A 23,049-nucleotide genomic window follows, 5' to 3' on the forward strand; every position below is an offset into this window, starting at 1 on the left:
CAATGACAGCACGCGTTTTGATGTTTCAGGGAACCGGCTCCGATGTCGGCAAATCGCTGATGGTGGCGGGGCTGGCGCGTGCCTTTACCCGGCGCGGGCTGTCCGTCATGCCCTTCAAACCGCAAAACATGTCCAACAACGCCGCCGTGACCGCCGATGGCGGAGAGATCGGCAGGGCGCAGGCTTTGCAGGCGCGCGCCGCAGGCGTTCCCCTTTCCGTACACATGAACCCGGTGCTGCTCAAACCCCAGAGCGAAACCGGCGCACAGGTGGTGGTGCAGGGAAAGGTCATCGGCAATGCCAAGGCGGCGGATTATCAGCATATGAAAGCTGGGCTGATGCCGCGCGTGCTGGAAAGTTTCGAGCATCTCAAAACCAAGGCAGATCTGGTGCTGGTGGAAGGCGCGGGCAGTGCCTCCGAAGTCAATCTCCGCGCCAATGACATTGCCAATATGGGCTTTGCCCGCGCAGCCAATGCACCTGTCATCCTCATCGGCGATATCGACCGGGGCGGCGTCATTGCTAGCCTCGTCGGCACGAAGACGGTTCTGGATGCGGATGATGCGGCGATGATCGAAGGCTTCATCGTCAACCGTTTCAGGGGCGATCCCAGCCTGTTCGATGAGGGGATGCGGATCATCGCAGACAAGACCGGCTGGAACCAGATCGGCCTGCTGCCGCATTTTGCAGATGCCAGTCGCTTGCCTGCCGAAGATGCGCTGGGGCTTTCGGCACCGGGACAGAGGAAACCGGGTGCCAAAATCCGCATTGCGGTACCGATCCTGCCGCATATCTCCAATTTCGATGACCTCGACCCGCTGGAGGCGGAACCGGATGTCGAGCTGATCCGGGTGCGCCAGGGCGATGTCATTCCGGCAGATTGCGCGCTGGTGCTACTCTGCGGTTCCAAATCCACGATTGCCGATCTCACCGCCTTGAAAAACGCAGGTCTGGATGTGGATATCAAAGCGCATCTTCGGCGCGGTGGTTCTGTGCTGGGCCTCTGCGGCGGTTACCAGATGCTGGGCAACAGCGTTGCCGACCCTGATGGGATAGAAGGCGAGCCGGTCACTGTGCAGGGGCTGGGTGTGCTTGACGTCGATACCGTGCTGACCGGCAATAAGAAGCTTGTGTCGGTGACAGGTCGCTGTTTCGATGGCGTATCCTTATCCGGCTATGAAATGCATGTCGGCGTGACAAAAGGGCCAGACGATATCAGACCGTTTTCAACCATCGGCAACCACACAGACGGAGCCATCTCCCCGGACGGTTGCGCTTTCGGTACCTATATCCACGGCCTCTTCGCAGACGATAACCAGCGCAGCGCATGGCTTCAACGTCTCGGGGCTGATCGCTCCGTACTGAATTATGAAGAGCAGGTCGATGCGGTGCTGGACGGCCTGGCCGATCACATGGAGCGGCACCTCGATCTCGATGCGCTGCTGGCTATAGCGCGATAACGAGTGCTAGGGCTCCTAAAAGGCCGATCAGCAATGCGTCGGCAATGCGGGCGAGCTTCAATGCCCGGCGAATATCAGCCGCGGTCAAATCCCGACGTCCGCCTTCGCCCATGAAGCGCGCCTCGATCATCTGCCCGCCGTAGGAGCGTGGTCCGGCCAGCGCAAAACCCAGCGCACCCGCCATCGCTGCTTCCGGCCATCCGGCATTGGGCGAGCGGTGGTGGTGCGCATCCCGAAACACGGCACTCATACCGTTGCGGGGCGAGGCCCCCTTTACGAAACAAGCCGCCAAAATGAAAAGAAATCCGGTGAGGCGGGAAGCGGGCAGATTGACCAGATCATCCAGCCGCGCCGATGCCCATCCAAACGCCTCGTGGCGGGCAGAGCGATGACCGATCATGCTATCAGCCGTGTTGATGGCCTTGTAGCCTGCGCCTCCGGCAAGGCCCAGAAGCCCTAGCCACAGCGAAGGCGCGACAATGCCATCGGAAAAATTCTCCGCCAGACTCTCAATCGCCGCCCGGCACACTGCTGCTTCATCCAGCTTTTCCGGATCACGCCCGACGATCATCGACACCGCCTTGCGCCCGCCCTCGATACCGTCACGCTCCAGCGCAATGGCCACCGCTTCGACATGCTGCTCCAGACTTTTCTGCGCGGGAAGCGATGCGCCGAGAACTGCAACGATCAGCAAGCCAAGGGGAAGCAGGAGGAGCACGGCCTGCAACAGTACGGCCATCAACGCCGTCAAACCGAGAAAGACGGCCAGAGCTGCGACACCCATCATCTTTCGGCGTGAAAATGAATCGCTCTCCCGGTTCCATTTTTTGTCCAAGAGGGCGATAAGCGAACCGATCCAGGTCACGGGGTGGCCGATGCGCTTGAACAGCCAGTCGGGGTAGCCGACAAGGCGTTCGATCAGCAGCGACAGGAAAGCGAGAGCGAAGAACATGGGCGAAAGGGTACCAGAAAAAGCGCAGCCAGCGATCCGCCATGGTGGCAATCTGGGTCGGGCGCGTCTGCTTTTTCCCAAAGCGCCCGAACCGTGGATCGATCTTTCCACCGGGATCAACCCGCACTCCTACCCGCATTCGCCCATTCCCGCCAGCGCCTTTGCCCGCCTGCCTGAGCCAAGTGCCGTTGAAAGGCTGAAAGAGATAGCAGTAGCAGCTTTCGGCGCACCTTCGGCGGCGCATATCGTGGCGGCGCCGGGAACACAGATGCTGATGCCGCTGCTTGCGCAGATCGCTGTCGGGCGGGGTGCAACAAGCTGCGGCGTTCTCTCCCCCGCCTATGCAGAACACGCCCGCACTGCCCGCATGGCAGGGCTTGTCGTCACCGAGGTATCTGATATCGATGCCTTGGCCGCCTTCGATTATGCCGTCATCATCAACCCCAACAACCCCGATGGACGCGTGTGGGAGCGGTCAGAAGTGCTCAAACTGGCCGACGCCATAGGCCAAAAGGGCGGACTGCTTGTGGTGGATGAGGCCTTTATCGAAACGGGCTATGCCGAAAGCGTTGCAGACGCGGCGACCTCGGATGGCCTCGTCGTCCTGCGCTCCTTCGGCAAGTTCTACGGCATGGCAGGCATCCGTCTCGGCTTCGCCATTGGGCATCCAGATATCGCAGAAAGTCTCGAATCGCAGCTGGGACCATGGGCCGTCTCCGGTCCGGCTCTGCATATTGCGACTGAAGCTCTTGGGGACCAGGCATGGCGGGATGGGATGAGACTCCGGCTAAAAGAGGATTCCCAACGGCTAAACGGTCTATTGGAAAAAGTCAGTCTTACGATTGCTGGTGGCACCTCGCTGTTCACACTTGTGCGTGATGCGCAGGTGCAGGACCTTTCCATCCACCTGATGCGAAACGGTATTCTGACGCGCACTTTCGATGAGAGGCCAAACGACCTGCGCTTCGGACTTCCGGGGGTGGAAGCTGAATGGGTTAGACTGGAAGCGGCCTTGGTGGAATTCCACTCGGCCACTGGGACCGCCCGTCATCCTCGAGCTTGACCCGGGGATCTAATGAATCCCAACGTCAAACGTGGGCAGATCCTCGCCACAAGGGCGAGGATGACGATGAAGAGTAACCAGTGATAAGGATTACCCCTTGAACGTATAAGCCTCAATCGACTCCGGCTTCATCTCAATCGAAAAACCTGCCATTTTCGGTGGCATATAGGCGGCATCGCGGATGTCGCAGGGCTCGATGAAATGCTCGTGCAGATGATCGACATATTCGATCACGCGACCGTCCTTGGTACCTGATACGACCAGATAATCGATCATCGACAGATGCTGCACATATTCACAGAGCCCAACGCCACCGGCATGCGGCCAGACCGGCAGGCCGTATTTTGCGGCGATCAGTAGCACGGCCAGAACTTCGTTGAGACCGCCCATGCGGCAGCTGTCGATCTGCACAACGTCGATCGCACCTTCGGCAATGAACTGCTTGAACATGATGCGGTTCTGACACATTTCACCGGTCGCTACCTTGACCGAACCGATCGCATTGCGGATTTTGCGGTGGCCAGCGATATCGTCCGGGCTGGTCGGCTCTTCGATGAAGAAGGGCTTGGCGAAGGCGAGCTTGTTGACCCACTCAATGGCCTGATCGACTTCCCAGACCTGATTGGCATCGATCATCAGATACCGGTCGGGGCCGATGACCTCGCGAGCAATGGTCAGGCGGCGAATATCGTCTTCGAGATCGCGACCGACCTTCATCTTCACATGGTTGAAACCAGCATCGACGGCTTCCTGGCACAGACGACGCAGTTTTTCATCGCCATAACCCAGCCAGCCAGCGGAGGTCGTATAACAGGCGTAGCCCTCGTTTTTGAGGATATCGACACGCTCAGCCTTGCCGCTTTCGGCCTTTTTGAGAATGGCCAACGCTTCGTCACGCGTCAGGACATCGGTGAGATAGCGGTAATCGACGATATCGGCGATCTGCTCAGGGCTCATCTCGGCCACCAGTTGCCACACCGGTCTGCCCGCCTGTTTCGCCAGCAAATCCCACACGGCATTAACGACGGCACCGGTGGCGAGATGCATCGCGCCCTTATCCGGCCCGATCCAGCGAAGCTGGCTATCGCTCGTCAGATGACGCCAGTATTTGCCCGGATTTCCCAGCACAGTGGAAAGATCGGTTCCAACAACCAGATGCCGCATCGCTTCGATGGCCATGCAGCAGATGTCGTTGCCGCGCCCGATAGTGAAGGTCAGGCCATGGCCTTTCAGTGCCCCGTCATCGGTGTCGAGAATAACGTAAGCCGCCGAATAATCCGGGTCCGGGTTCATCGCATCCGAGCCATCAAGGCTCTGGGATGTGGGAAAACGAAGATCGAAAACGCGCAGGTCTGTGATTTTGGTCATGGCCGTTTACTCGCGGTCAGAGGTCATACATTCGTTTCGTCAGGCATGGTCGAAAGGCTCACGCCACTTCAACCATGCCTTTGATGACACCAGCCTTGGGATTGGTCAGATCGGCAAAGCGGGATGGAACATCGGCAAGCACCATGCGGTGGGTAATCAGAGCTTCCGGCACCTTACCGGCGCGCTGCGCTTCCAACACGGCCTCGAAATCTTCAAGCGTCGCATTACGACTGCCAAGCAGCGTGGTTTCGCGCTTGTGAAACTCTGGGTCGTTGAAGCTGATGTCGCTGGCGACGATGGAGACGAGAACGTAAGAGCCGCCATGGCCGACAAAGGAAAAGCCACGTTCCATCGCTTTCGGATTGCCTGTGGCATCGAACACCACATCGAAGAAATCGCCGCCGGTGATCTCCGAGAGCCTGTCCTTGTCACCCTCACCGAGTTGCACGATATCGGAAACGCCAAGCTGGTCCTTGCAGAAATTCAGCCGGTCTTCGCGGCTGTCGATCATCGTCACAGAGCCGCCATCTAGAACCGCAAAGACGGCAACCGCCATGCCAATTGGGCCAGCACCGACGATCAGCACCTGCTGGCCTTTTTCCACCGCCGCGCGACGCACCGCATGGGCGCCAATGGCAAGAAACTCCGTCATCGCCGCCTGATCTAGAGTGAGGCCATCCGCCTTCAGCACGAATTGCTGGGGAACGCTGAGATACTCCACCATGCCGCCATCGCGATGAACACCGAGGACGCCGATGTTGCGGCAGCAATTGCTCCTGCCCTTCAGGCAGGCATTGCACTTGCCGCAGGAGATATAGGGAATGATGGTGACGACATCGCCCTCGGCCAACCCACTGCCTTCAGGTGCTTCCTCCACCGTGCCTGACAGTTCGTGGCCCATGATGCGCGGATAGGAAAGATATGGCTGGTTGCCGGTGAAAATGTGCAAATCCGTGCCGCAGACACCGATGCGGCGAATGCGCACCAGAACCTCGCCGTCAGCGCGATGCGGCTTTGGCAATTCCTTTGCGGAAAGAAGCCCCGGTTTATCGCAAAAAATCGCCAGCATGGATCACCTGTCAGAAAGAGAATAAAAACGCACGGCATTGCCGCCAAAAATGGCTTCGTGATGGGGAGCGGGGATGATTTCGCGGCAGAAATCGAGCCACTGCTGATAATCGCCCGCCAAACGCAGAACCGGCCAGTCGCTGCCAAAAATCACACGGTCCGGCCCAAAAAGTTCAAAGATGGTTTCGGCATAAGGTCGAACCGACTCCCACTTCTGCTCGCCTCGCTCCGTCAACAGGCCGGAAAGCTTACAATGAACATTGCGCAGTTCTGCCAGTGCCGCCATGTCCCTGCGCCAATCACTGTAATGGCCCGTGGCAATCAATGGCTTTGCGCCATGGTCGATGACGATGGAAAGAGCCGGATAGCGCTTCGCAAATGTCAGGAGATGCGGCAGATGCGGCGGTAGAACCAGCGCATCGAAAACTAGACCATTGTCGATCAAGGCCGTTACGGCAGGTTCGAGCAATGGATCATCGATCCAGCCGATATCCGTAATGTCCTGCAACATAGGCCGCACAGCCTTGAAGGCAGGGTGTGCAGCGCGGCAGGCGATCTGCGCAGGCGCATCCGCTGCTTTCATATCCACCCAGCCGACAATGCCTTTGATGAAACCATGCTGATCCGCGAGGTCCAGCATGAAGTCCGTATCGGTAATCGTCTCCATCGTCTGCACCAGCACTGTTCCGCTCACACCGGCCTTTTCCATCAGAGGCAGGAGATCATCCGGCAAGAAGTCCCGGTAGATCGCGCCAAGGGAAGGCGGCGGCCACTGACCGGCGCGGTCCTTCAAAAGCCAGAAATGCTGATGGGCGTCGATGATCATGATGACACCTTGGCCCGCGGCACCGGTGCGCCCTCGGCAAGCAAGCCACGCACTTCCAGCTCAGACCAGAACTCGGCCGGAATATCCTGCTCGAACCAAGCGATGTTGGAAGAAAGCTGTTCAGCATTGCGCGCGCCGGAAACCACTGTCACGCAGGCGGGGTGGGCAAGCGGAAACTGCAAGGCAGCGGCCTGCAAGGAGACACCCAGTTCACCGCAGACGCTGTGCAGAGAATCCACCTTGGCCAGAATGTCTGCTGGTGCATCCGCATAATTGAATTTGCGATTGCCGGCGAGAATACCGGAATTAAACGCACCAGCAGCAACGATGGCGACGCCACGCTTTGCGCAATTGTTCATGAAATCCAGGCTTTCCTGCTCCAGCAGCGTATAGCGTCCGGCAAGCATAGCCACATCGATGTCGAAAATCTCCATCGTGTCGCGCACGACTTCCCATTCATTGACGCCAAGACCAACCGCGCCGGTCGATCCCTCATCCCGCAGCTTTGCGAGCGCCTTGAAGCCACCACCGGTGGTCAACTGCTCCCAGTAATGCTGGTGCTTATCGCCATGGGTCATGGGGCCGATGTCGTGAATGTAGAGAATATCCGGCTTCAGAATGCCAAGCCGCTGCTGGCTGGCCTCGAAGGACCGCAAAATGCCGTCATGGGAATAATCATAGACCGGGCGGAAGGGCAGGGGCGCGATATAGGCATCCTCTTCCGGCCCCACCGTCTCGTCCGGCACCATGACCCGACCGACCTTGGTGCTGAGCGTATAATCCGCCCGCTCATGTTCCGTCACCATGGTTCCCAGACGGCGCTCAGAGCGGGTGTAGCCGTAAAAGGGTGCGGTATCGAAATAACGTATGCCGTGCTCCCACGCCGTATCGAAAGCACCTTTCGATTCCGCATAGGGCGTGACCCGGTACAGATTACCCATCTGGGCGCAGCCAAGGCCCATCACGGTCACATCCACATCACGGCGAGGGATTTTACGTTTTTCGGAGACTTTCATCGCGGCACTTTCGAAAGCTAGCTCTTGGCAATTGGTCTTTTGGGACGGCATCCTCGGGCTTGTCCCGAGGATGCATTCACGTCGCAAAAACCGAAAGGTTGGCAGATGCCCGGGACAAGCCCGAGCATGACGTCAAACGGACGTTAGTAAAGAACGTTCTTTGCTTCCGGCTTGTCGATATTGTCCTTGGTCACGACCACGACACCGGTATCGACGAACTTCTCGACCTTCTCCTTGTTGATGAGCTTGGTGACGGTTTCCACGCCCTTTTCGCCCATCTGATAGGAGCCCTGCACCACGATGCCGGCCAGCGTGCCATCCTTGACGAAGCCCTGAAGGTCCTGATTGCCATCAAAGCCGATGGCGACGACTTTGCCAGCCTTGCCGGATTGCGCCAGCGCACGGCCGACGCCAATCGCGGTTGGCTCATTGGCGCCGAAAATGCCCTTGAGATCGGAATTGGCGGCCAGAACGTCGGTGGTCTGGTTCAGCGCCGTCGCCATCTGCGACTGCGAATAATAGGGGCCGACGATCTGAAGCTTGGAATTGGCCTTGATGTAATCGGTGAAACCGCCAACGCGGCCGATTTCCGAACCGGCACCGGCCACATAGGACATGACGGCGATCTTGCCTTCCTTGCCGACCTTGTCGATCAGCGCCTGCGCGGCCAGTTCACCAGCCTTCTTGTTGTCTGTGGCAAGGAAGGACTGATAATATTGCTCGGCACCCTTGGCCAGCTGCGAGTCAACAATCACCACGGGAATGCGGGCTTCCCAAGCCTTCTTGACGGCAGGAACCAGCGCGTCTGGATCGGACGGTGCCAGAACGATTCCGGATACCTTACGGTTGACAGCGTTCTCCACCATGTTGACCTGATCGGCGATGGCCGATTCCGAGGCCGGGCCCTGGAAGGTCATGGTGTTGCCTGACGAATTCTTCATCGCGGCATCGGCACCTTTCTGCACGTTCTGCCAGAAGGTGGAGTTCACGGTCTTGACGATGACGGCGATTTCGCCCGCCTGAACGGTCGATACGCTCCACAGCGCAATGGCCGAGGTCAAAAGTACAGTGGTCAGTTTCTTCATGTTTTCCTCCATTGTCCCGGCAAAGCGATATCTCCTCGTCGCCACCAGGTTATCCCGCGGATTGGGTCCGCACCCTCCCGCATGTCTTCCGCACCGGAAAGATCATGCGCCATTCGAAACTCCATCAGCGGCGGTTGCGCAGCTGGTCTATCCACACCGTACCCAGAATGACGAGGCCGATGATGATCTGTTGCGTGAAGGCCGAAACGCCGTTCATGTTGAGGCCATTGCGCAAAATGCCGATGACGAACGCACCAATTGCCGTGCCGGAAATGGTGCCGACACCACCAATCAGCGACGTGCCGCCGATAACGGCGCTGGCAATCGCATCCAGCTCATACATCACGCCCTCGTTCGGCTGGGCCGTGACGAGACGCGACATCAGCACACAGCCGGTGAGGCCCGCCAGCGTGCCGGACAGCACATAGGTAAAGTTGGTGACGCGGGAGACATTGACGCCGGACAGGCGCGCGGCTTCCGCGTTTGAACCAACGGCATAGATGTGACGCCCAAGCACAGAGCGGTTGAGCATGAAGGACACGGCAATCGCAATCACGATCATCAGAATGACCGGATAGGGAATTCCGGGGAAGACCACATTCGGAAAACCGTCATCGCCGATGGTGACGATGCGAAACAGTGCGCCATTGCCGAGTTCACCGAAGGATTCGCCAAGACCGGAAACGGCACGCGCACCGGTGATCTGCAAGGCGACACCGCGCGCGATCAACATCATGCCAAGCGTGGCAATAAAGGGCGGCAGCTTGAAGCGGGTGACGAGCAGGCCGTTGATGAGGCCGCACAGAGATCCGGTCAGAATGCCGAAGAACATGCCGACAGGCACCGGCATTCCCAACTCTTTCACCGCCAGGGCAGCAACCACACCGGCAAGCGCCAGCACCGAGCCCACCGAAAGGTCGATACCGCCGGTGATGATGACACAGGTTGCGCCGATGCCCAGGAGCGCAATCGACGTCACCTGAAGCGCAATCGTCATGGCGTTGTTGACGGTGAAGAAGGCGCTGCTGGTGGCGGAAAACACCATGGTCAGCACGACCAGACTGCCGAGGGCCGCAAATTTCTGGATGATGTCCTTCTGCCGGTCGCTGAAGGAAAAGCTCTTGGGCGCGTCTGCACTATCTGACATGTCTATCCCCGCTGCTATAGCCGGAGGCATAGCGCATGATTTCTTCCTGAGTGGTCTTGGCCGTTTCCACGATGCCGGTGATCGTGCCTTCGTGGAACACGGCGATGCGGTCGGTCAGGCCCAGCACTTCCGGCAATTCCGAACTGATGAGAATGACGCCAATGCCCTTGGCCGCAAGCTCGTCCATGATTTTGTAGATCGCAAATTTTGCACCGACATCGATGCCGCGCGTCGGCTCATCGAAGAACAGAATGCGCGATTGCCGAAACAGCCATTTGCCGATGATGATTTTCTGCTGGTTGCCGCCGGATAGAAGCCGCACCGTCTGCTTGATCGAGGGCGTGCGGATGTTCAGAAGATCGACGTAGCGCCGAGCGGCATCGTCGTGCTTTTTAAAATCGATGAGGCCAAAGCGGTTGGACACCTCGTCCATATTGGCCAGAGACGTATTGGCTGCCACCGACATCTTGATCGCAAGGCCATCGCTCTTTCTGTCCTCAGACAGATAGGCAATGCCTTCTGCAATCGCATCCTGAGGCGAGGTGATGGAAAGTTCGCGGCCTTCGAAGGTGATCGTTCCGGCATCGAACGCATCGGCCCCGAAAATTGCCCGCGCGACTTCGGTACGACCGGCGCCCATCAACCCGGCAAAGCCGAGAATTTCACCACGGCGCAGATCGAAGCTGACATCGTGAAACACGCCCTTGCGTGTCAGGCCCTTCACCGAGAAGATCACCTCATTCGTTGGTTTCGATGTTCTCTCGGGAAATTTTTCTTCCAGAGAGCGGCCAACCATCCGCGTCACGATATCGTCCACGGTGATATCAGCAAAATTATCCGTCGAAATATAGCGTCCGTCGCGCAGCACCGTGACGCGGTCGACGATCTCGGCCATTTCATCCAGCCGATGTGAAATATAGACGATGCCGACGCCGGAGGCTTTGAGATCGCGGATGACCTTGAACAGAAGCCGCGTTTCCTGCTCCGTCAGCGAGGATGTCGGCTCATCCATGATGAGAACTTCAGCATCCAGCGACAATGCCTTGGCTATTTCCACCATCTGAGACTGCGCAACAGAGAGACCACGCACCATCTGATCGGGATTGAGATCGATGCCCAGCCGGTCGAGACAGCGTTTGGCATCCGCGCGCAGCTTTTTGCGATCGACCAGAAAACCCTTTCTGGGTTCGCGTGCCAGATAGATGTTCTCGGCAATGGTGAGATGCGGAACAAGGTTCAGTTCCTGATGGATGATGGCAATGCCAGCCGCTTCCGACTCCAGTGGCGAGGCGTACTGAACTTGTCGACCCTTGTGCAAGATCGTGCCGCTGGTGGGCTGATAGACGCCGCTGACGATTTTCATCAGTGTCGATTTACCGGCGCCATTTTCACCACAGACGGCATGAACCTCGCCCGACAGCAGATCGAACTGCACGTCGCTCAGCGCTTTGACGCCGGGAAATTCCTTGCTGATATTGTCAAGGCGAAGCAGGACGCGACCATGCTGACGCAGCGTGGCTCCGGTTGCGGAATCGTCCTGAATAACCGATGCGCCCTGCGACATCCTCACATCCTCCCGGTAACGCCTTAACTCCACCCAAGGCGTTTCGAATAGGCGGAATGGTTAGGCCGCATTTTTATCTTGGTCAAGCCAATTTTGGCATATTGATGCAAATGACCTAATAAGCAAAAGCCATAAATCGAAATAGTTTATTTATTTCAATGAAATAAACATTATCTTGCGTCTTTCTCACGTTGACGATACGGTAAGGCCAAATCGATACTGACGGAAAGTTCGCTCAAAATCCCATGAATGGTCAGGCCAAAATTCTGGAGCCACGCAGGCTTTATCAGCAGATCGCAGATCAAATTCGTGAGCTGATCGACAGCGGCGAATTTCTGGCGGGCGCACGTCTGCCAGCGGAGCGTGAGCTGGCGCAAAGGCTTGGCGTATCGCGCCCCTCATTGCGTGAGGCCCTTATCGCGCTGGAAATCGATGGCAGTGTCGAAATCCGCATGGGCTCCGGCGTCTATGTATCGTCAGAACCGGCACAATCGCCTGCCAGAACGAAATCGCTTGGCGAAAGCCCGTCGGAACTCATGCAGGCACGCGCAGCATTGGAAGGCACGACTATCGTGTTAGCCGCAAGCCGCATTGATGCAGCCGCCCTGGAAACGCTACGCGCCACTTTGGATGCCATGCGAAGCGAAATCGAAGCGGGGCGCAAACCGCTCGATCAGGACAGGCAGTTTCACGTCATCATTGCCGAGCAATCCGGCAACAGCGTCTTGGCGCGGCTTGTGGGTGATCTGTTCGATGAGCGCCACAGCCCGATTTCGGCGCAATTCCGTGTCAAATTCGAAGACAAGGACACATGGATTTTTGCCTTGCAGGAGCATGAGGCCATTCTGTCCGCTCTTGAGGCCAAAGACCCTTTGCTGGCGCAAGCCGCCATGCACAGCCATTTGGACAGTTCGCGGCGACGATGGGTCGAGAACTGAGACCTGAAAAGAAAAGAATTCGCGAGGAGGAGACCGCGTGACAGAGAATTCAGAAGCAACCATTTTGCTCAACACGCGCGACAATGTCGCCGTGGCGCGGCGCTCGATCCAACCGGGGGGAGAGACGGGCCGAAGCGGCCTTCAGGCGCTGGAGTTGATCGGACGCGGCCATAAGGTGGCGCTGAAAACCATCAAGACCGGTGAAGAGGTTCTGAAATACGGCCAGGTCATCGGTATGGCGACGCAGGATATTGAGCCGGGCCGTCTCGTGCATTTGCACAACCTCGCCATGGTGCCATCTGAACATGCCCATCAGTTCAGCGTCGATATCGAAGAAAAAGGCATGCTACCGCTCGCGGAGCGCCGTACCTTCCTGGGCTTCGACCGGGGAACCGGTGGTGTCGGAACGCGCAATTACATCGGTGTCATCGCCTCGGTAAACTGTTCCGCCACCGTTTCCCGCTACATAGCCGACTATTTTAACCGCGATGGCGGGCTGGACGGTTTCGATAATATCGATGGCGTCGTGGCGCTCACCCATGGCAGCGGCTGTGCCATCAATACGAAGTCGGAAGGCTACCGCCTGTTGATCCGCACCATACAAGGCTATGCCCGCCATCCGAATTTTGGCGGCATTCTGCTCATCGGGCTTGGCTGCGAGACCAACCAGATCGCGCCGATTCTCGAACATTACAAGATGGAAGAGGGGGATCGCCTCCGCACCATGACCATCCAGCAGCACGGCGGCACCCGCAAGACCATCGAAGCGGCCATTGCTAATATCAAGGAAATGCTGCCAGGCGTGAATTCCGCCAAACGAACGGAACAGCCACTCTCTGCTTTGAAAGTCGCATTGGAATGCGGCGGATCGGACGGCTATTCCGGCATTTCCGCCAACCCGGCGCTTGGTTACGCATCTGATCTCATTGTCCGTAATGGCGGCACGACGGTGCTTGCCGAAACCCCGGAAATCTATGGTGCCGAACATCTCCTGACGCGCCGTGCCGTTACACCAGCCGTTGCCGAAAAGCTGCTGCAACGCATCGACTGGTGGCGCGATTACACCGCCCGTAATGGGGACGAGTTGAACAACAACCCTTCCCACGGCAACAAGCTGGGCGGGCTCACCACCATTCTTGAGAAATCATTAGGCGCAGTCGCCAAGGGTGGCTCGATGCCGCTCAAGGCCGTGTACGAATTCGCAGAAACCGTAACCGAACCAGGTTTCGTCTTCATGGACACACCCGGTTACGACCCTGTTGCGGTTACGGGGCAGGTAGCGGGCGGCTGCAACGTCATCTGTTTTACCACAGGTCGTGGTTCCGTTTCCGGCTTCAAACCCGCCCCCTGCATCAAGATCGCCACGAACTCTGAAATGTACGAACACATGAAAGAGGACATGGACATCAATTGCGGAGAGATCGTCACCGGAAATGAAACGATAGAGGAATCCGGCACACGAATCTTCGAACACATCATCGCCGTCGCCTCGGGTGATAAGACCGTCAGCGAGATTTATGACTATGGTGATAATGAATTTGTGCCGTGGCAGGTTGGTGCGGTGACGTAATCTGGCGTGTTTCATGTGAAACAGCGCATGTGCTTCAACAAAGCCCGACGATCCACCACGTTTAACGTCGTGGTTCGATAAAATCCTCGGGACGAGCCCGAGGATCACGTTGAGGGTAAGGAAGTGTTTCGAGCCGCTAACAAACATTGAGCGGCTCATTTCCAATATCAATGGCGGAAGTGGCGCATGCCTGTGAACACCATTGCGACATTGTGTGCATTGGCAGCGTCGATCACGTCCTGATCGCGCATTGAACCACCGGGCTGGATGACAGCCGTCGCGCCCGCCGCAATCGCAGCCAGCAGGCCATCGGCAAACGGATAGAAGGCTTCTGAGGCAACGGCGGAGCCCTTGGTCAGCGGCTCCGCAAGGCCCATGGCCTTTGCGGCATCTTCAGCCTTTTGCGCAGCAATACGAGCGGAATCGATACGGCTCATCTGGCCAGCGCCGATACCTGCCGTCTGTCCGTCCTTGGCGTAGATCACCGCATTCGACTTCACATGCTTGGCGATCTTAAAGGCGAACTTCATATCTTCCAATTCCTGCGGTGTCGGCGCACGGTTTGTGACCACCTTCAGATCGAGGTCTTCGACCATGCCATTGTCACGGCTCTGAACCAGCAAGCCACCCGAAACCGTTTTTGCGGTGATGCCGGGAGCGCGTGCATCCGGCAGACCGCCTGCGGAAAGCAGGCGAAGGTTCGGCTTGCGCGCTACGATCAGCTTTGCTTCCTCTGTCACATCAGGCGCAATGATGACTTCGGTGAAGAGCTGAATGATCTCTTCTGCCGTTTCCGCATCCAGTGTCTGGTTCAGCGCAATGACGCCACCGAAGGCCGAGACCGGATCGCAGGCCAGCGCGCGTTTGTAGGCATCCAGCAAGGTCGTGCCGGTCGCCACGCCGCAGGGATTGGCGTGCTTGATGATGGCGACAGCAGGTGCATTTTCCGGCAGGAACTCGGCAACGAGCTCGTAAGCCGCATCCGTATCGTTGATATTGTTATAGGAAAGCTGCTTGCCCTGCAGAAGCGTTGCCGTGGCAACGCCCGGGCGCTTATCACCAGTCAGGTAGAAACCGGCGCTCTGATGCGGGTTTTCACCATAACGCATCTTTTCCTTCAGCACACCGCCAATGGCGCGGTAATGCGGCGTTTCGATGGACAGTGCTTCGGCAAACCAGTTGGAAATCACGGCGTCATAAGCGGCGGTGCGGGCATAAGCTTTAGCCGCAAACCTTTGGCGCAGCGCATAGGTCGTCTGGCCATCATCTGCCTGCAAGGCTTCCAGTAGTTCCGGATAATCGCTCGGGTCCGTCACCACGGTCACATAGGCATGGTTCTTGGCCGATGCGCGGATCATGGCCGGGCCGCCGATGTCGATATTTTCTACAGTTGTCGGATAATCGCCGCCCTTGGCGCGAACTTCCTCGAACGGGTAGAGGTTGATGACGGAGAGATCGATGCCTTCGATCCCGTGCGCCCGCATGGCTTCCACATGCTCTGCATCGTCACGAATTGCCAGCAGGCCGCCATGCACATTGGGGTGCAAAGTCTTGACGCGGCCATCCATGATTTCCGGGAACTTGGTGATATCGGACACATCCGTGACTGGAAGACCCGCATCCGCAATCGCCTTGGACGTGCCACCCGTCGACAGCAGTTTCACGCCGAGTTTGACCAGCGCACCTGCCAGTTCAATAATGTCTGTCTTATCGGAGACGGACAGAAGAGCGGTGCGAATCTTGACCTTGTCTGGAGCGGGAATTTTCTTGGAAACAACAGCCATCGGGAGAACTCCGTAATGCGGAAGGGACAGGCCGGAGAGCGACCCATCCGGCGGTTGACGCCGCGTTAGCACAGCTTTGCCCATTAATAAACAGAGCGCGGGCATCCGCCATGGAATCACGCAGGATTTTACGCGAGCTGTAACCGTTTACAGCTTCCGTTCGATAAGCCAGCGGATTTCCGTTGTTCCCGAAGCCTGGAAGGGGATTTCGATCTGCTGCGACGGGCGAATACCAGACGCATCCGCCATGAACACATCTTCTGCTATGCTTACCGTCTGGCCCGGCGCTGAAAACACCCAGCTGGTGCCATCGACCGCGCGCATCATGATGGATTCCTCATCCAGAGATACAAGCTCGATGGAGGGATGAATGTGAAACCGTGAAACAACATCCACGGACGCAGACGGCGCCTTTTTGTCATTCGCGGCTGCGTGAATGAGGTCACGCCCCTTGATCTTGCTGCCGGCGGCACTCAGCTCCAGCTCTCGCTGGTGAATAAAACCGAATTCCTTGAGGTAACCATCATGCGATGCCACTAGCACATCGGCACCTTTCTGGTCAGTCTCTCGCTCCACATTCACTTCGGTAATACCCGGCACCATAATGGCACCCAGCAGTCGCGAGCGTGAAAGTCGCGACGACGAGGTGTCATTGATGGTGACGGTGGAATGCGCAGCTGTCGAGCGGCTTGCTCGTTTGAAGGCGGGTGCCGCAAAGGGCGGAAAGCCAGAATTGACGATGAAGCGGTTCCTGACCGAGGACAGCTCGAAGGACAGGCAGCCGCAATGAGCGCTTCTGGAAAGCGACAGCCGTTGCGGAATACCCGTATCGACAATGATGACCGCGTCATCCGCTGCCAGTCGCTGATAACCGATATCAGGAAGCGCGCGCGATGGCCGCCCAGATGTCTCGTCATATCGCAGCACAGAGGCCAGTTCGTTGGCGAGCGTTGCCGTGGATCCGTTGAACAGCGCCAGATCACCATCCTGATGCCGGAAGAAACGAATGGCCGGGAACATGCGGTCAATCGCAGGCACAAGCCCTGGCGGCACATCATGGCCCAGATTGATATAGCTCTGTCGTAACGGCAAAAGATCGATCAGCAAATCCAGCATAATTCTGGGATTGCGCGACACATGTCCTCCGTCCGGCAGAATCTGACGCTCCAGCTCCCGATCCAGTTTCATGCCGTAACGGGCAATCTTCGATGCGCGATTGGGCAGGGAAATCGATGCAACAGCCAGCGCGATGTGGACTTTCAACCGCACTTCACCATCCGGCGCATATTTGGCAATCAGGCTCAGATAGCGCACATGATAACCGAGGCTTTTCAGGAAACGCCGATAGAACCCCGCATCCGCGCTCTGCAAGATGACAGGTGAATGCGATAACCACGCAATCAGCCTCTGCGCCGACGTCTCCGGTGCCCAGGCAATGCCCATGATCCTGCGTCCATGAACCGCAATCCAGTCTGAAACCAGAAGACGCGAGCGGGTGCAGGCTTCCTCCGACTTGCTGGCCCGAACATGGCGTAGCCAGCTGAAGCTGTGCAGCTTTTCCTCGAAGGCCTCGGACGGCATGTCCAGAGAAAAGGGTGAAACACCGCCGGTTTCCAGTATCCGCCCCGCAAGCGCGATACGGCCATAGACCAGCTCTTCGGCAATGTAGGGATCAACTGCGCGCAAATCCGTTGGCGCTGCCACGAGCCCGCTGGGTGTACGATCCGCAAGTTTCAGGAATTGAATACGCAGCGGCGCAATGCCAATCATGGCACGGTTCCGTAGGGTGCGTAAAAATAGCCCCGCAACGCTGAAGCTGCTGTTCAGGGATCCTACCAAACTTGTGTTTCCCGCCCGCGCAAAGACTTATTATGTTTCAGAGATGTAAGGATGCTGGCTAGCAATTGACAAGTCATTCAATCTTTCACGAAAAACTTCATATTTTGTAAACGATGCTGGCGCGCCGGGGTAACCGACGCCTTATGTCGTGCCGCATCAAGCGCGGTCAGCCATTGATAAGGAAACCATCCACGAAGAAACGGCAACGCGGGAGGTGGAGGGAAGGCAGAAGTACTCGGCTAGTGTTTACGCAACACCGCTGCATAAAAACCATCTACGCCACCGAACATATCCGGCGTTGTGCGCAGGTCACCGTCAGCATTGATCGCCGCTTCGAGGCCTGGAAAATCCTTCGGTGACACAGGAACACGCTCGAGGCCAGGCTCGCTTTTCAGCACCTTCGCGACCATGTCCTCACCCTCTAAAGGGTCCAGCGAGCAATTGGAAAACACGACCATACCGCCAGGCTTGACCAGCGTAATGGCGTGCCCCAACATCTGCTCCTGCAAAGCCGCGAGCTTTGCAATGTCCTGCGTGTCCTTCGTCCAGCACACATCCGGATGCTTGCGCAGCGTGCCCGTGGAAGAGCAGGGGGCATCCAGAAGCACCGCATCAAACAAATCATCGGTCCGGAACTTGAGCATGTTGCTCTCGACCGTGTCGGCTTTCAGCTTCAGACGATCCAGATTCTCACGCAAACGCTTCAGGCGGTTGCCGGATTGATCGAGTGCCGTGACCTCGGCGCCCGCAAGAATAAGCTGCGCCGTCTTGCCACCCGGTGCAGCACAGAGGTCCGCAACACGTTTGCCAGAGAGATCACCCATCAACCGCACAGGCATGCTGGCGGAAAAATCCTGCACCCACCACTCACCCTCGTCAAAACCCTCCAGCGCAGCAACAGAGCCTTCGAAAGACTGAAGCCTGACGCTGCCATTGGGCATGACAGTACCGTTCAGCTTCTGCGCCCAGAGATCGGGATCGGATTTTACCGTGACATCGATAACCGACGGAATAAGTTGAGCCTCGGCCATGCGGTTGACGGCTTCTGCACCGTAGACCTCAGCAAGTCGCGAGAAAAACCACTCGGGCAGCACAGGAACGGTGCTGATAGCCTGCAGCACATCGTCTTTCTCACGACCCAAGCGGCGGAGAACGGCATTGACGAGTTTCACGAAACGCTTGTTGCGTGGATCGCGATGCGCCTGCTCCACTGCAAGATCGACGGCGGAATGGTCAGGTACATCGAGATACAGCATCTGCGTGGCACCCACGACCATGACATGGTGCAGCGAACGCGCGCCCTGCGGAAGCGGTCCATCCAGCAACATGGAGAGTGCGGCTTCGATACGTGGCAGATGCCGCAGCGCCGTGTTGACGATGGCGCGCACCAATGCCCGGTCCGCTAGGCTCAGCGCACGATAGGCCGGATTGCCATTTTCCGCATCCAACATGCCATCCAGTGACGTCTTCTTATCGATGACGGCAGAGATGATCTTTACGGCTGCGACGCGGGCCGCAAGGCCAGGCTTCCATTCTTCGCCTGCGAAAGAGGCGTCATTATTTCCACCAGACGGCTTGCGTTTAAAGTGTTTTGCCGGTTTGGCGGAGGAGTTCGATGTCAAGACCAGGGACCTTTACGCTCATTATTATCGCCTCGTCCAAAACCCGTGTTCGGGACGGAGCGTGATTTGCGCACCGGCTTACCACTTGTTGCCGCATAGGTCGATGGCTGTGCAAACTCCGATGACATGGCCTGCAGGGCGGCAATGCGGTTGTCGGTATTCGGGTGGGTGGAAAACAGATTGTCCATCCGCTCGCCAGACAGCGGGTTGATGATAAACATATGCGCAGTCGCGGGGTTTCTCTCTGCATCGTCATTGTGGATTTGCTGAGCAGCACCTGCGATCTTCTGCAAGGCGGATGCAAGCCAAAGGGGATTGCCGCAAATCTCGGCTCCACGACGGTCAGCGGAATATTCGCGTGTACGGCTGATTGCCATCTGCACCAGCATGGCCGCAAGTGGAGCAACGATCATCGCCACCAGCACACCGATAAAGCCGAGCGGATTGTTGTTTTCACGGTTCCCGCCGAAGAAGAAGGCGAAGTTGCCCAGCATGGAAATCGCACCTGCAAGCGTGGCCGTGATCGTCATGGTCAGGGTGTCGCGATTTTGGATATGGGCCAGCTCATGCGCCATCACGCCAGCCACTTCCTGCGGCGTCAGCCGTTCCATCAGTCCGGTGGAAGCAGCAACGGCGGCATTTTCAGGGTTGCGACCGGTGGCAAAGGCGTTGGGCTGCGGGCTGTCATAAACATAGACCTTTGGCATGGGCAGACCGGCATTCTGGGAAAGGTCACGGATCATCGCGAAGAAATCGGGCGCATTGCGCTCATCCACCTCCTGCGCGTGGTAAGCGCGAAGGACCATCTTGTCGGAATTCCAGTAGGAGAAGAAGTTCATGCCTGCGGCAAACAGGAAGGCGATCATCATGCCGCCCGTCCCGCCGATCATGAAACCAATGCCCATGAACAAGGCCGTCATGAATGCCAACAACATGGCCGTACGCATCAGGTTCATCCAAAAATCTCCGTTCCGGGGGTGAAATGGCTTATCAAGCCTTTCCGACTTCTATAATCTGGTTACGAAGAAACGCTTTTCAATATCCTGTCATAAGGCCTTGAGAACTATGCAGAACGCAGACAACGACAATGCTGGTGAAAACCATAAGAAGATTTCCCCTGCAGCAGAGCGCGCATTGAAGGAAGCCGAAGAGCGCCGCAAGATAGCAGAGCAGCTGGAACTACCACCAGAGACAGGCGGACGTGGCGGCGCGGAACCAGTCCGGTTTGGAGACTATGAGATCAAAGGTCGTGCAATCGACTTCTGAGAGCAGCTTGACATAAAAGCAATAACGGGAAACAGAATTTTCTATTTCCCGTTTTAATTCAAAGAGTTATTACTATTTCTGTTCCAACAAACGGCAGACCGCTTCAAGCTGTTCCAGCGTGCGGTAGTTGATACGGATATGCCCGCTATTGCCCTTGTGATTGATCTTCACATCGAGGCCCAGCGCATCGGCAAGCGTCCGCTCCAACGCAATCGTATCGGAGTCTTTTTCGTTCTCAGCCTTGCGGGAATTCGTCGGGTCCAGCTGCGCCCGGATATCCGCTTGCGCCAGACGCTCCGCATCACGAACGGAAAGTCCCTTGGAGACAATTGTCCGCGCCAGATAGGCCGGATCAGACGTTGGAACCAGAGCGCGTGCATGGCCAGCGGAGAGCGTGCCTTCAGCCAGCATATCGCGGACTGGGTCTGGTAGCTTCAGAAGGCGCAGGCTATTGGCGACATGGCTTCGGCTCTTACCAATAATCTCGCCAAGATCATTCTGGGTGTAACCATGTTCGGCAATCAGCTGATCATAACCCAAAGCTTCTTCCAGCGGGTTGAGATCGGAGCGCTGAACGTTTTCAACAATGGCGAGTTCAAGGGCGGTACGATCATCCACGTCGCGAACGATGACGGGAACTTCGGTAAAGCCCGCAAGCTGCGCTGCGCGCCAGCGACGCTCACCGGCGATAATCTCGTAACGGTTCTGCTCGACGGTGCGCACGACGACAGGTTGGACGATACCGTGCTGGCGAATGGACGACGCCAGATCCTGCAATTCGCTTTCATCAAAATGGCGACGCGGGTTGCGCGGGCTGCGGGCAATGAATTCGATAGGGATCGTCCGATCAGGACTGACGGCGCGCTGCGGTTCACCAACCGGCAAGGGCTGGTCCATCTCGCCAATCAATGCTGCCAGACCACGTCCGAGACGGCGCTTCGAAAGATCATCGCTCATTATTTACTCCACAGATCGAAAGCGCCGCTCATCATAATTTTGCGCTTGGATTATGTTATCGCTTCTCGGCGGCTGGCACGCATCACGCAGCTTTGCGCAAACGCTCGCGCTGAATAACCTCGGAAGCGAGTTGCAGATAGGCTTGGCTTCCAGCGCATTTCAAATCATACAGGATGGCCGGCTTGCCATAGGACGGCGCTTCGGAGACGCGCACATTGCGCGGGATGAGCGTGTGATAAACCTTCTCACCAAGATGCGTCCGCACATCACTGACCACCTGCTGGGCGAGATTGTTGCGGGAATCGAACATGGTCAAAACGATGCCCTGGATATCCAGCGCCGGATTAACCGTACCGCGAATCTGGTTGACCGTATCCAACAACTGGCTGAGACCCTCCAATGCAAAGAACTCGCATTGCAAGGGCACCAACACCGAGTGAGCAGCAGCCATGGCGTTCATCGTTAGAAGATTGAAAGATGGAGGGCAATCGACGAGGATATACGAATAGGCGAGGGCATCTGGCGCCTGCAAAGCGCTTTTGAGAAGAAACACGCGGTTTGCAGCGTTTGCAACTTCCATCTCGAAGCCCAGCAAATCCATAGTCGATGCGACGATATCAAGATTTGGGACAGCAGTCGGCACGGCAACTTCGGCAACCGTATTAGCACCGACCAGCAGATCGTAAGACGACAGCTTACGTTCGCGACGGTCAATCCCTAGCCCAGTGCTGGCATTACCCTGCGGATCAAGATCGACAACGAGAACGCGCTCACCGATGGCAGCCAAGGCCGTGGCGAGGTTAATCGCCGTCGTCGTTTTACCGACACCGCCCTTTTGGTTGGCAATCGTAATGATCCGGTTTTTTTCAAACATGGTGCCGCACCTGACTTGGTCAATCAGCTTTTCGACGCAAATTACTGATTTCGAGAACAACAGAGTTCTCTTCTACACTGCTTTGGTGTTTTACCAGATCGAAATCCCAACGACCACGCGCTTTTTTTACCTCGGCCTCGTAATCCCGGCCTTTGTTGAGGTAAGAGCGTAGATTTTGGTTCTCATTTGCCCAGGGCTGAATGTAGCTTAGCAATAAATCGAGCTCTGCCAGTGCTCGCGCAGACACCGCATCAGCCGATTTGATAATCTGCGGCGCCGTCTCTATGCGAATTGGATGCACAGACCCTCTGGCGCCCGTCTCTTTCAACGCGACTCGCAGAAAACCGGCCTTTTTGTTGTTGCTTTCAACCAGATTGACCCAGCCATCCTGAAGCTCGGCCAGAAAAATGGCTGTGATGACACCGGGAAAGCCACCGCCGCTTCCCAGGTCCACCCAAGTCTGAGGCGTAGGAGACAGTTGAAATATCTGCGCGCTATCTGCCACATGGCGAGACCACAATTCGCTGAGGGTCGAGGGTGCTACGAGATTAGTCGTGGCATTCCATTTCTTGAAAAGCTCGACAAAATGCTCAAGCCGATCTTGTGTTTCACGTGAAACACTCTGGCCGTTTATCTTCATATTGGGACTC

20 protein-coding genes are annotated in these 23,049 nt (G+C 57.1%); 5 read left to right on the forward strand and 15 right to left on the reverse strand.

Translation table 11 applies throughout. From position 1 onward, the window contains the following. Positions 1 to 2: 2 nt before the first annotated feature. Positions 3 to 1,460, forward strand: a complete 1,458-nt coding sequence (locus tag AC27VJ_RS18035; RefSeq protein ID WP_488685174.1) for a cobyric acid synthase — start codon at positions 3 to 5, stop codon at positions 1,458 to 1,460. On the opposite strand, the gene cbiB is transcribed toward AC27VJ_RS18035, so the two are convergent. After that, positions 1,447 to 2,412 (reverse strand): adenosylcobinamide-phosphate synthase CbiB, encoded by a 966-nt coding sequence (gene cbiB, locus AC27VJ_RS18040; protein WP_488685175.1) that lies wholly within the window; start codon positions 2,410 to 2,412, stop codon positions 1,447 to 1,449. The genes AC27VJ_RS18035 and cbiB overlap by 14 nt on opposite strands. Between cbiB and cobD the strand changes: the two genes are divergently transcribed. Then, positions 2,411 to 3,475 (forward strand): threonine-phosphate decarboxylase CobD, encoded by a 1,065-nt coding sequence (cobD, locus tag AC27VJ_RS18045; protein WP_488685176.1) that lies wholly within the window; start codon positions 2,411 to 2,413, stop codon positions 3,473 to 3,475. The two genes, cbiB and cobD, sit on opposite strands and share 2 nt — an antisense overlap. Positions 3,476 to 3,565: 90 nt before the next feature. Here cobD and AC27VJ_RS18050 read toward each other — a convergent pair whose 3' ends face one another. The 7 genes from AC27VJ_RS18050 to AC27VJ_RS18080 form a co-directional block, all read right to left on the reverse strand. Continuing rightward, positions 3,566 to 4,843: an L-fuconate dehydratase gene (locus tag AC27VJ_RS18050; RefSeq protein ID WP_488685177.1), complete on the reverse strand. Its 1,278-nt coding sequence runs from the start codon at positions 4,841 to 4,843 to the stop codon at positions 3,566 to 3,568. Between the two features lie 58 nt (positions 4,844 to 4,901). After that, on the reverse strand, positions 4,902 to 5,912 hold the full coding sequence (locus AC27VJ_RS18055) for a zinc-binding alcohol dehydrogenase family protein (protein ID WP_488685178.1): 1,011 nt from the start codon (positions 5,910 to 5,912) through the stop codon (positions 4,902 to 4,904). A gap of 3 nt (positions 5,913 to 5,915) precedes the next feature. Further along, a complete protein-coding gene (locus AC27VJ_RS18060) occupies positions 5,916 to 6,737 on the reverse strand; it encodes an amidohydrolase family protein (protein ID WP_488685179.1) in 822 nt (273 codons plus the stop codon). Continuing rightward, complete coding sequence (locus AC27VJ_RS18065) at positions 6,734 to 7,753, reverse strand: aldo/keto reductase (protein ID WP_488685180.1); 1,020 nt, start codon at positions 7,751 to 7,753, stop codon at positions 6,734 to 6,736. Before AC27VJ_RS18065 ends, AC27VJ_RS18060 begins: the two co-directional genes overlap by 4 nt. A 143-nt stretch (positions 7,754 to 7,896) precedes the next feature. Beyond that, positions 7,897 to 8,838, reverse strand: a complete 942-nt coding sequence (locus AC27VJ_RS18070) for an ABC transporter substrate-binding protein (RefSeq protein ID WP_488685181.1) — start codon at positions 8,836 to 8,838, stop codon at positions 7,897 to 7,899. 124 nt (positions 8,839 to 8,962) lie between these two features. Further along, on the reverse strand, positions 8,963 to 9,985 hold the full coding sequence (locus tag AC27VJ_RS18075; protein WP_488685183.1) for an ABC transporter permease: 1,023 nt from the start codon (positions 9,983 to 9,985) through the stop codon (positions 8,963 to 8,965). Continuing rightward, positions 9,975 to 11,549, reverse strand: a complete 1,575-nt coding sequence (locus tag AC27VJ_RS18080; protein WP_488685184.1) for a sugar ABC transporter ATP-binding protein — start codon at positions 11,547 to 11,549, stop codon at positions 9,975 to 9,977. The genes AC27VJ_RS18075 and AC27VJ_RS18080 overlap by 11 nt, the downstream gene beginning before the upstream one ends. Before the next feature lie 245 nt (positions 11,550 to 11,794). On the opposite strand from AC27VJ_RS18080, the gene AC27VJ_RS18085 reads away from it, so the two are divergent. Together AC27VJ_RS18085 and AC27VJ_RS18090 are read left to right on the forward strand one after the other, a co-directional pair. Further along, a complete protein-coding gene (locus tag AC27VJ_RS18085; RefSeq protein ID WP_353579217.1) occupies positions 11,795 to 12,487 on the forward strand; it encodes a FadR/GntR family transcriptional regulator in 693 nt (230 codons plus the stop codon). 37 nt (positions 12,488 to 12,524) lie between these two features. Continuing rightward, positions 12,525 to 14,057, forward strand: coding sequence for a UxaA family hydrolase (locus AC27VJ_RS18090; protein WP_488685185.1), 1,533 nt, complete (start codon positions 12,525 to 12,527; stop codon positions 14,055 to 14,057). A 167-nt stretch (positions 14,058 to 14,224) separates the two neighbouring features. On the opposite strand, the gene purH is transcribed toward AC27VJ_RS18090, so the two are convergent. The 4 genes from purH to htpX all read right to left on the reverse strand — a co-directional run bounded on the left by purH (position 14,225) and on the right by htpX (position 20,258). Beyond that, the gene (gene purH / locus AC27VJ_RS18095) at positions 14,225 to 15,841 is read right to left on the reverse strand and encodes a bifunctional phosphoribosylaminoimidazolecarboxamide formyltransferase/IMP cyclohydrolase (RefSeq protein ID WP_488685186.1); all 1,617 of its coding nucleotides are present in this window, start codon (positions 15,839 to 15,841) and stop codon (positions 14,225 to 14,227) included. 147 nt (positions 15,842 to 15,988) lie between these two features. Continuing rightward, entirely contained in the window at positions 15,989 to 17,611 is a 1,623-nt protein-coding gene (locus tag AC27VJ_RS18100; protein ID WP_488685187.1) for a heparinase II/III family protein, read from the reverse strand. A gap of 308 nt (positions 17,612 to 17,919) precedes the next feature. Beyond that, entirely contained in the window at positions 17,920 to 19,308 is a 1,389-nt protein-coding gene (locus AC27VJ_RS18105) for an RsmB/NOP family class I SAM-dependent RNA methyltransferase (RefSeq protein ID WP_488685241.1), read from the reverse strand. Next, on the reverse strand, positions 19,299 to 20,258 hold the full coding sequence (gene htpX / locus AC27VJ_RS18110) for a zinc metalloprotease HtpX (protein ID WP_488685188.1): 960 nt from the start codon (positions 20,256 to 20,258) through the stop codon (positions 19,299 to 19,301). Before htpX ends, AC27VJ_RS18105 begins: the two co-directional genes overlap by 10 nt. A gap of 109 nt (positions 20,259 to 20,367) precedes the next feature. On the opposite strand from htpX, the gene AC27VJ_RS18115 reads away from it, so the two are divergent. Continuing rightward, complete coding sequence (locus AC27VJ_RS18115) at positions 20,368 to 20,568, forward strand: DUF1674 domain-containing protein (protein ID WP_488685189.1); 201 nt, start codon at positions 20,368 to 20,370, stop codon at positions 20,566 to 20,568. Positions 20,569 to 20,640: 72 nt separating this feature from the next. Here the strand turns inward: AC27VJ_RS18115 and AC27VJ_RS18120 are convergent, their stop codons facing one another. The 3 genes from AC27VJ_RS18120 to rsmG all read right to left on the reverse strand — a co-directional run bounded on the left by AC27VJ_RS18120 (position 20,641) and on the right by rsmG (position 23,039). After that, positions 20,641 to 21,525: a ParB/RepB/Spo0J family partition protein gene (locus tag AC27VJ_RS18120; RefSeq protein WP_488685190.1), complete on the reverse strand. Its 885-nt coding sequence runs from the start codon at positions 21,523 to 21,525 to the stop codon at positions 20,641 to 20,643. Positions 21,526 to 21,607: 82 nt separating this feature from the next. Next, a complete protein-coding gene (locus AC27VJ_RS18125; protein ID WP_113087381.1) occupies positions 21,608 to 22,399 on the reverse strand; it encodes a ParA family protein in 792 nt (263 codons plus the stop codon). Positions 22,400 to 22,418: 19 nt separating this feature from the next. After that, positions 22,419 to 23,039: a 16S rRNA (guanine(527)-N(7))-methyltransferase RsmG gene (gene rsmG, locus AC27VJ_RS18130; protein ID WP_488685192.1), complete on the reverse strand. Its 621-nt coding sequence runs from the start codon at positions 23,037 to 23,039 to the stop codon at positions 22,419 to 22,421. Between the last annotated feature and the right edge of the window lie 10 nt (positions 23,040 to 23,049).

The organism is Agrobacterium sp. 20P9.1.2 (genome assembly GCF_057799395.1).